The following is a 6,398-nucleotide window of genomic DNA, read 5'->3' on the forward strand; positions in this document are numbered from 1 at the left end:
GCGACCTGGAAGATCGGGGCTTCCTCGTCCTTGTTAATGGCGACGATGACCTTGGAGTCCTTCATGCCGGCAAGATGCTGGATGGCGCCGGAAATGCCGACGGCGATGTAGAGCTGCGGGGCGACGACCTTGCCGGTCTGGCCGACCTGCCAGTCGTTCGGGGCATARCCTGCATCGACCGCAGCGCGCGATGCGCCAACGGCGGCGCCGAGCTTGTCGGCCACCGGCAGGATGACGTCCTGGAACGTTTGCGCGGAACCGAGCGCCCGGCCACCGGAAATGATGATCTTGGCAGAGGTCAGTTCCGGACGGTCAGATGCGGAGAGTGCATTCGACACAAACTTGGAAACGGCAGAAGAAAAAGCTGCCGTCGAGATTGTCTCGACGGCAGCAAGCGGGCCTTGGGAGGCCGGGGAAAAYGAGGCGGYGCGAACGGTGATGACTTGTCTGGCCTCGTTCGTCTGTACCGTCTGGATGGCGTTGCCGGCATAGATTGGCCGCTTGAACGTGTCGGCCGAGACGACTTCGGTGATTTCCGAGATCTGGGCGATGTCCAAGAGGGCTGCGACGCGCGGCAGCACGTTCTTGCCGGTCGAGGTGGCGGCCGAGATGATGGTGTCGTAGCTGCCTGCGAGCGAAACGATCAGCGCGGCCAGCGGTTCAGCCAGGTTATTGGCAAGGTCGTCGCTTTCGGCAAGCAACACCTTGGAGACGCCGGAAAGTTTTGCAGCCTGTTCGGCCGCAGCCTTGGCGCCCTGGCCGGCGACCAGCACATGCACGTCGCCGCCGATCTTTGTGGCAGCCGTCAGCGCCTTGGCGGTCTGGTCGGAAAGCGTTGCGTTGTCGTGGTCAGCCAGAAGAAGAATGGCCATGGTGTTAGTCTCCTTTCCGGACTTTAGAGGACGCCGGCTTCGTTCTTGAGCTTGTCGACGAGTTCGGCGACCGTCTTCACCTTGATGCCAGCCTTRCGRCCACCCGGCTCCTCGGTCTTCAGGACCTTGAGGCGCGGGGCGGTGTCGACGCCGAAATCGGCCGGGGTCTTCTTGTCGAGCGGCTTTTTCTTCGCCTTCATGATGTTCGGCAGCGAGRCATAGCGCGGCTCGTTGAGGCGAAGGTCAGTGGTGACAACCGCCGGCAGCTTGATCTCGATGGTCTGCAGGCCGCCGTCGACTTCGCGGGTGACCTGTGCCTTGCCGTCGCCGATCTCGACCTTCGAGGCAAAGGTGCCCTGTGCCCAGCCGAGGAGGGCCGACAGCATCTGGCCGGTCTGGTTCGAATCGTCATCGATCGCCTGCTTGCCGACGATCACCAGACCCGGCTGCTCGGCCTCGGCGACGCCCTTGATGATCTTGGCGACAGCCAAAGGTTCGACCTGATCGTCGGTCTCGACCAGGATCGCCCGGTCGGCGCCCATCGCCAGCGCCGTGCGCAACGTTTCCTCGGCCTTGGCCGGGCCAACGGAGACGACGACCACTTCCGACGCCTTGCCGGCTTCCTTCAGCCGCAAGGCCTCCTCGACCGAAATCTCGTCGAACGGGTTCATCGACATCTTCACATTGGCAAGCTCGACACCGGAACCATCCGGCTTAACGCGGATCTTCACGTTGTAGTCGACGACCCGCTTCACGGGGACCAGTATCTTCATGGCTGCACTCCACAAACGTCGGCCCTCGCCGACGGCTTTAGATCAATGTTTCTGCTGGTCGGGCAATAGCGCCCAGAAAGCGAAGAGAGGCTTCTCGCCAGAGCGCATGGCATGCTTGATTCCGGGCGGATTGTAGAAGGAGCCACCGACACCGGGCGCGAACCAGCCCGAGTCGCCTTGCATGAAATCCCCATCTGAGAGGACGAGATAGGTTTCTTCTGGCGCATGATCGTGGTCCGGATACCGTACACTGGGCGCCATTAACGTTGCGCCCAGCCACACGTCCGAACGATCCTCGAGGCCGCCTGGCCCGACAATCAGGGCGTTGGCATGGCTCATCAGGAAATTAGCACTGGCTGAATTGTCATAAGTCGATCGCCATTTCCATTCGAGCAGAGGCTCAAGCGTTTCGAACTGTTCGATCAGATTATTCAAAGATGGGTGCTTCGTTTTTTCGGCCAAGATATCCCCAAGATAGCGGGTGCAAACCGGAAGCCGCTTTCCGATATTTGCCCGCTCCGGCTGCGGTGCTTCCAGATGGGCGAATATCTGCATCACGGACTGCCGCGCCCGCAGGTCTTGGACAAACCGATCGAACGCGACGAACGCGGTATCAAGGAAACTTTGCAAGGCGTCGCTGCGAGCCATTTGTCAAATATCCTTGGCGAGGCGCAATGCGTCATAGATAGCGGCATGCGTATTGCGGGCGGCGACTGCGTCACCAATCCGAAAAAGTTGATAGGTACCGTCCGGGTTGCGCTCTGTGGTTTGAGGCGCGCCTGAAAGCAGTTGGTCGTAGGAGACTTCTCCAAGGTTCTTCGAGCTGGGCCTTAACTCAAAATAGAGGTCGTCCAACGGAATCGTGCCGTGATTGACGACGATCTGGTCGACTGACCGTTGCTTCGCTACGCCTCCGTAATCGCTGCCGACATGGGCAATGATCTGGTTACCGCTCTTCTCGGCCGATTCCAGCCGGTAGGTGACGGTGAAGGTCACGTCGAGCTTCTGCAGCGAGCGCATGTACGGAACGAGGTTCATCGCCATAACCTCCGGCGCGAAGGAGCGGTCGGGCGTCATGATCTCGACCTTCGCACCGGTCTTGGCGATGAATTCCGCGGCTTGCAAGCCGGCATGGTCGCCGGCATCGTCGAAGATGAGTACGTTGGTGCCGGGCTTCACATCGCCCGATATGATGTCCCAGGAGGAGACCACAAGATCGTTGCCCTTCGATAGAACTTCAGTATGCGGTAGCCCACCGGTCGCGATGATGACCACATCCGGCGCTTCAGCCGCAATCATATCCGCCTCCGCCCAACTGTTGAAATGGAAGGTAACGCCGAGCTTCGCGCACTGGCTCATTCGCCAGTCGATGATGCTGATCATCTCACGGCGCCGCTCGCTCTGCGCGGTGAGGCGGATCTGTCCGCCCGGATGGTTGGCCGCTTCAAAGACCACTACCGTATGGCCGCGCTCGCCCGCCACGCGGGCGGCCTCGAGACCGGCCGGCCCGGCTCCGACGATCACAACCTTCTTGCGGATATCGGCTTTCTGGATCGTATGTGGCATGGTCTGTTCACGGCCGGTCGCGGCATTGTGGATGCAGAAGGCCATCCCGCCTTGGTAGATGCGGTCAAGACAGTAGTTCGCACCGACGCAAGGGCGGATGTCGTCCTCGCGCTTTTCGATGATCTTGCGAACGATATGCGGGTCCGTCATGTGGGCGCGCGTCATGCCGACCATGTCGACCTTGCCAGCCGCAATCGCATGTCGGGCAGTTGCGACGTCCGGAATTTTTGCGGCGTGGAAAACCGGAAAATTCGTTGCAGCGCGAATTTCGCCGGCAAAATCGAGGTGCGGGGAGTTCGCCATGCCCTGGATCGGAATGACGTCGGTGAGACCGGCGTCCGTATCGATGTGACCCCGGATAACATTCAGATAGTCGATAAGGCCGCTGTCGCGCAGCCGCCGGGAAATCTCGATGCCGTCGGCCTTGCCGTTGCCTCCGGGAAGACACTCGTCGGCCGTGTAACGGACGCCCAGGATGAAATCGTCCCCGACCCGCTCCCGCATCGCCTTGAAGACGTCAAAACAAAAGCGCATGCGATTGTCGAGCGAGCCGCCATACGGCCCATCAAGTTCATTTGTCAGCGGTGAATTGAACTGATCAATCAGGTGGCCATAGGCCTCCAGCTCGACTCCGTCCATACCACCCGCTTTCATGCGCTCGGCCGCATCCGCAAAGTCTTTGATGATGCGCGCGATGTCCCAATCTTCCATTTTCTTGGGAAAGGCGCGATGCGATGCTTCTCGGTGATGGGAGGGTGCCACGACCGGAAGCCAATCGCCCTTGTCCCAGCGTGTGCGGCGACCCAGATGGGTCAACTGGATCATGATCGCCGCGCCCTCTTCGTGCACAGCGTCGGTCATTTCGCGGATCCACGGGACGATCTCGTCCTTATAGGCAAGCAGATTGTTGAAGACAGGGGGGCTATCCTTCGACACCGCTGCCGATCCGGCCGTCATGGTCAGAGCCACTCCACCCCTTGCCCGTTCAACGGTATAGGCGCGGTAGCGCTCCTTTGGCATGCCGTCCTCGGGATAGGCAGGCTCGTGCGACGTCACGATGATGCGGTTGCGAAGGGTCAGATGCTTAAGCTGGTAGGGCTGAAGGAGTGGATCGTTCGACATCGTTGCGTCTCCGAAATAGGACTATCAGCTGGGATGCTATGTGAAAATGTACACGAGTGTCAACAACGAAAACATGAAAGTCATGCTGGTTGACATAGATGTACATTTTTGTTGCCAACCTTTTTGAGTTTTGTTAGGAGATGAGAATGGAGCAGATTTTGAGCGATAGCGGTTGGCGAGGTTCTCCAGAGGTGTGGCTGGGAGCGGCCTACGATTCGTTGCTCGAGTCGGGCGTCGACGCAGTGAAAATACAACCGCTTGCCAAGAAACTCGGGCTGTCGCGAACAAGTTTTTACTGGTTTTTCAAGGACCGAGAGGAATTGCTGAGCGCGTTACTTGTGCGATGGCGGGAAAAAAATACCGGAAATCTTGTGAAGAGATCTGAGGCTTACGCAGAGACGTTGGCGGAGGCGATGCTGAACGTTTTCGATTGCTGGCTGGACAACGAATTGTTCGACTCGAAGTTCGAGTTCGCCATTCGCAGTTGGGCGATTCAGTCCGAAGAAATCCAGGAAGAGGTCCAGGAGGCCGATAGACTGCGTCTTGAAGCCCTCAAACGTATGTTCATGCGCTTCGGCTTCGAAGAGATCGCCGCCGACGTACGCGCGCGTACAACCTACCTGGTTCAAATCGGCTACATTTCGATGCAGTCGCGCGAAGACATTGCTATGCGCATGAAACGGATCCCTCACTATATTGCCATCTACACGGGCGAGGTGCCGCAACAAAGGGAGCTCGATCGCTTTTTCTCAAGGCACGGGCACGTACCCGAACCAGGAGACCTCTAGCCATGCGCGGTCCGTTCACGATCGGCTTGATTGGCGGCGGCGGTTGGCTTGGTGGGGCCCTGGCCAGCTCGCTTGTCGATTCCGGCGTGCTGCAGCCGCAACATCTTTCGCTGTCATATCGAAACCAAAAACCGCCGCGTGATCTAGGGGCATTTTGGACGGCGGACAATCAGCAGCTTTGCGACCGCTCTGACGTCGTCATCCTTTGCGTCCGTCCAGCCGACTGGCCGTCGCTGGCCGTCGATTGTCGGGGCAAACTGGTTATCTCTGTCATGGCAGGCATCCGTTTGGAGCAGCTTATCCGTTATCATAAAACGGATCGTGTCATTCGTGCCCTCCCGAATGCGGCGGCCGAAGTCAGAAAATCCTATACGCCGTGGATCGCATCCAATGCTGCTCGTGAAGCCGATCGCGAGGCCACGCGCCAGATTTTCCAGGCTTGCGGGACACAGGACGAGGTCGAAAGTGAAAGCGACATCGACTATCTGACGGGATTGACGGGTTCGGGGCCCGCCTTTCCGGCACTGCTTGCAGCGGCAATGATGGAGGACGCGGTCCGCCGTGGCATATCGAAGGACGTTGCCCGTCGAGCCGTAAACGCCATCCTGGTGGGGACCGGGCGATTGTTGGAGCAGCGTGCGGACTGTCCTCATGACATCGTTGCGTCTTTCCTCGACTATCGAGGAACAACCGCGGCCGCCATTCAAGCCATGCGGACCTTTGGATTCGACCAAGCCGTCGCCGAGGGCCTATCCGCAGCATTTCGGAAATCGGTGAGTATGGGAGATGCCTCCTGACGACCGGCAAGTGGGCTGACGCGGCGCCCCGCTTCTTAAATTATGCCGCAAAAAGAGGGAACAAGAATGAAAAAGCTACTTGCATCGACATGCCTGATGTTTGGCCTGCTGGGCACCGCATCGGCTTCAAGCGCGGCAGACTGTGGGAGTTTGACAATCGCCAGCATGAACTGGCAGAGCGCTGAGGTTCTTTCGAACCTCGACAAGTTCATTCTCAACGAAGGCTACGGATGTGACGCCGAAATCACTGTCGGCGATACGGTTCCAACAATCACCTCGATGGCCGAAAAGGGCCAGCCGGACATTGCGCCTGAAGCGTGGATCGATCTCCTTCCGGACGTCGTAAAGAAAGGAACGGAAGAGGGCAAGATTGTCCAGGTCGGCTCCCCGCTGCCCGACGGTGGCAATCAGGGTTGGTGGATTCCGAAATATCTTGCCGACGCCCATCCAGACATCAAGACTATCCCTGACCTTTTCAAG

The 6,398-nt window shown here is 58.9% G+C and carries 7 protein-coding genes; 3 read left to right on the top strand and 4 right to left on the bottom strand.

The features are described 5' to 3' along the window. The 4 genes from AC1D17_RS27240 to AC1D17_RS27255 form a co-directional block, all read right to left on the bottom strand. A partial coding sequence (locus AC1D17_RS27240; protein ID WP_477568372.1) for an electron transfer flavoprotein subunit alpha/FixB family protein occupies positions 1–872 on the bottom strand: 872 nt, incomplete at its 3' end. A 23-nt stretch (positions 873–895) separates the two neighbouring features. Next, complete coding sequence (locus tag AC1D17_RS27245) at positions 896–1,645, bottom strand: electron transfer flavoprotein subunit beta/FixA family protein (protein ID WP_477568373.1); 750 nt, start codon at positions 1,643–1,645, stop codon at positions 896–898. 42 nt (positions 1,646–1,687) lie between these two features. Next, positions 1,688–2,293: a dimethylsulfonioproprionate lyase family protein gene (locus tag AC1D17_RS27250; RefSeq protein ID WP_477568374.1), complete on the bottom strand. Its 606-nt coding sequence runs from the start codon at positions 2,291–2,293 to the stop codon at positions 1,688–1,690. Positions 2,294–2,296: 3 nt separating this feature from the next. Beyond that, positions 2,297–4,333, bottom strand: coding sequence for an oxidoreductase (locus tag AC1D17_RS27255; RefSeq protein WP_477568375.1), 2,037 nt, complete (start codon positions 4,331–4,333; stop codon positions 2,297–2,299). 146 nt (positions 4,334–4,479) lie between these two features. Between AC1D17_RS27255 and AC1D17_RS27260 the strand changes: the two genes are divergently transcribed. The 3 genes from AC1D17_RS27260 to AC1D17_RS27270 all read left to right on the top strand — a co-directional run. Next, on the top strand, positions 4,480–5,121 hold the full coding sequence (locus AC1D17_RS27260) for a TetR/AcrR family transcriptional regulator (RefSeq protein ID WP_477568376.1): 642 nt from the start codon (positions 4,480–4,482) through the stop codon (positions 5,119–5,121). Between the two features lie 2 nt (positions 5,122–5,123). Beyond that, positions 5,124–5,918, top strand: coding sequence for a pyrroline-5-carboxylate reductase family protein (locus AC1D17_RS27265; protein ID WP_477568377.1), 795 nt, complete (start codon positions 5,124–5,126; stop codon positions 5,916–5,918). Between the two features lie 66 nt (positions 5,919–5,984). Continuing rightward, positions 5,985–6,398 (top strand): glycine betaine ABC transporter substrate-binding protein (locus AC1D17_RS27270; RefSeq protein ID WP_477568378.1); only part of this gene is annotated, 414 nt, incomplete at its 3' end.

This window comes from Pararhizobium sp. P1_E7 (assembly GCF_056405855.1).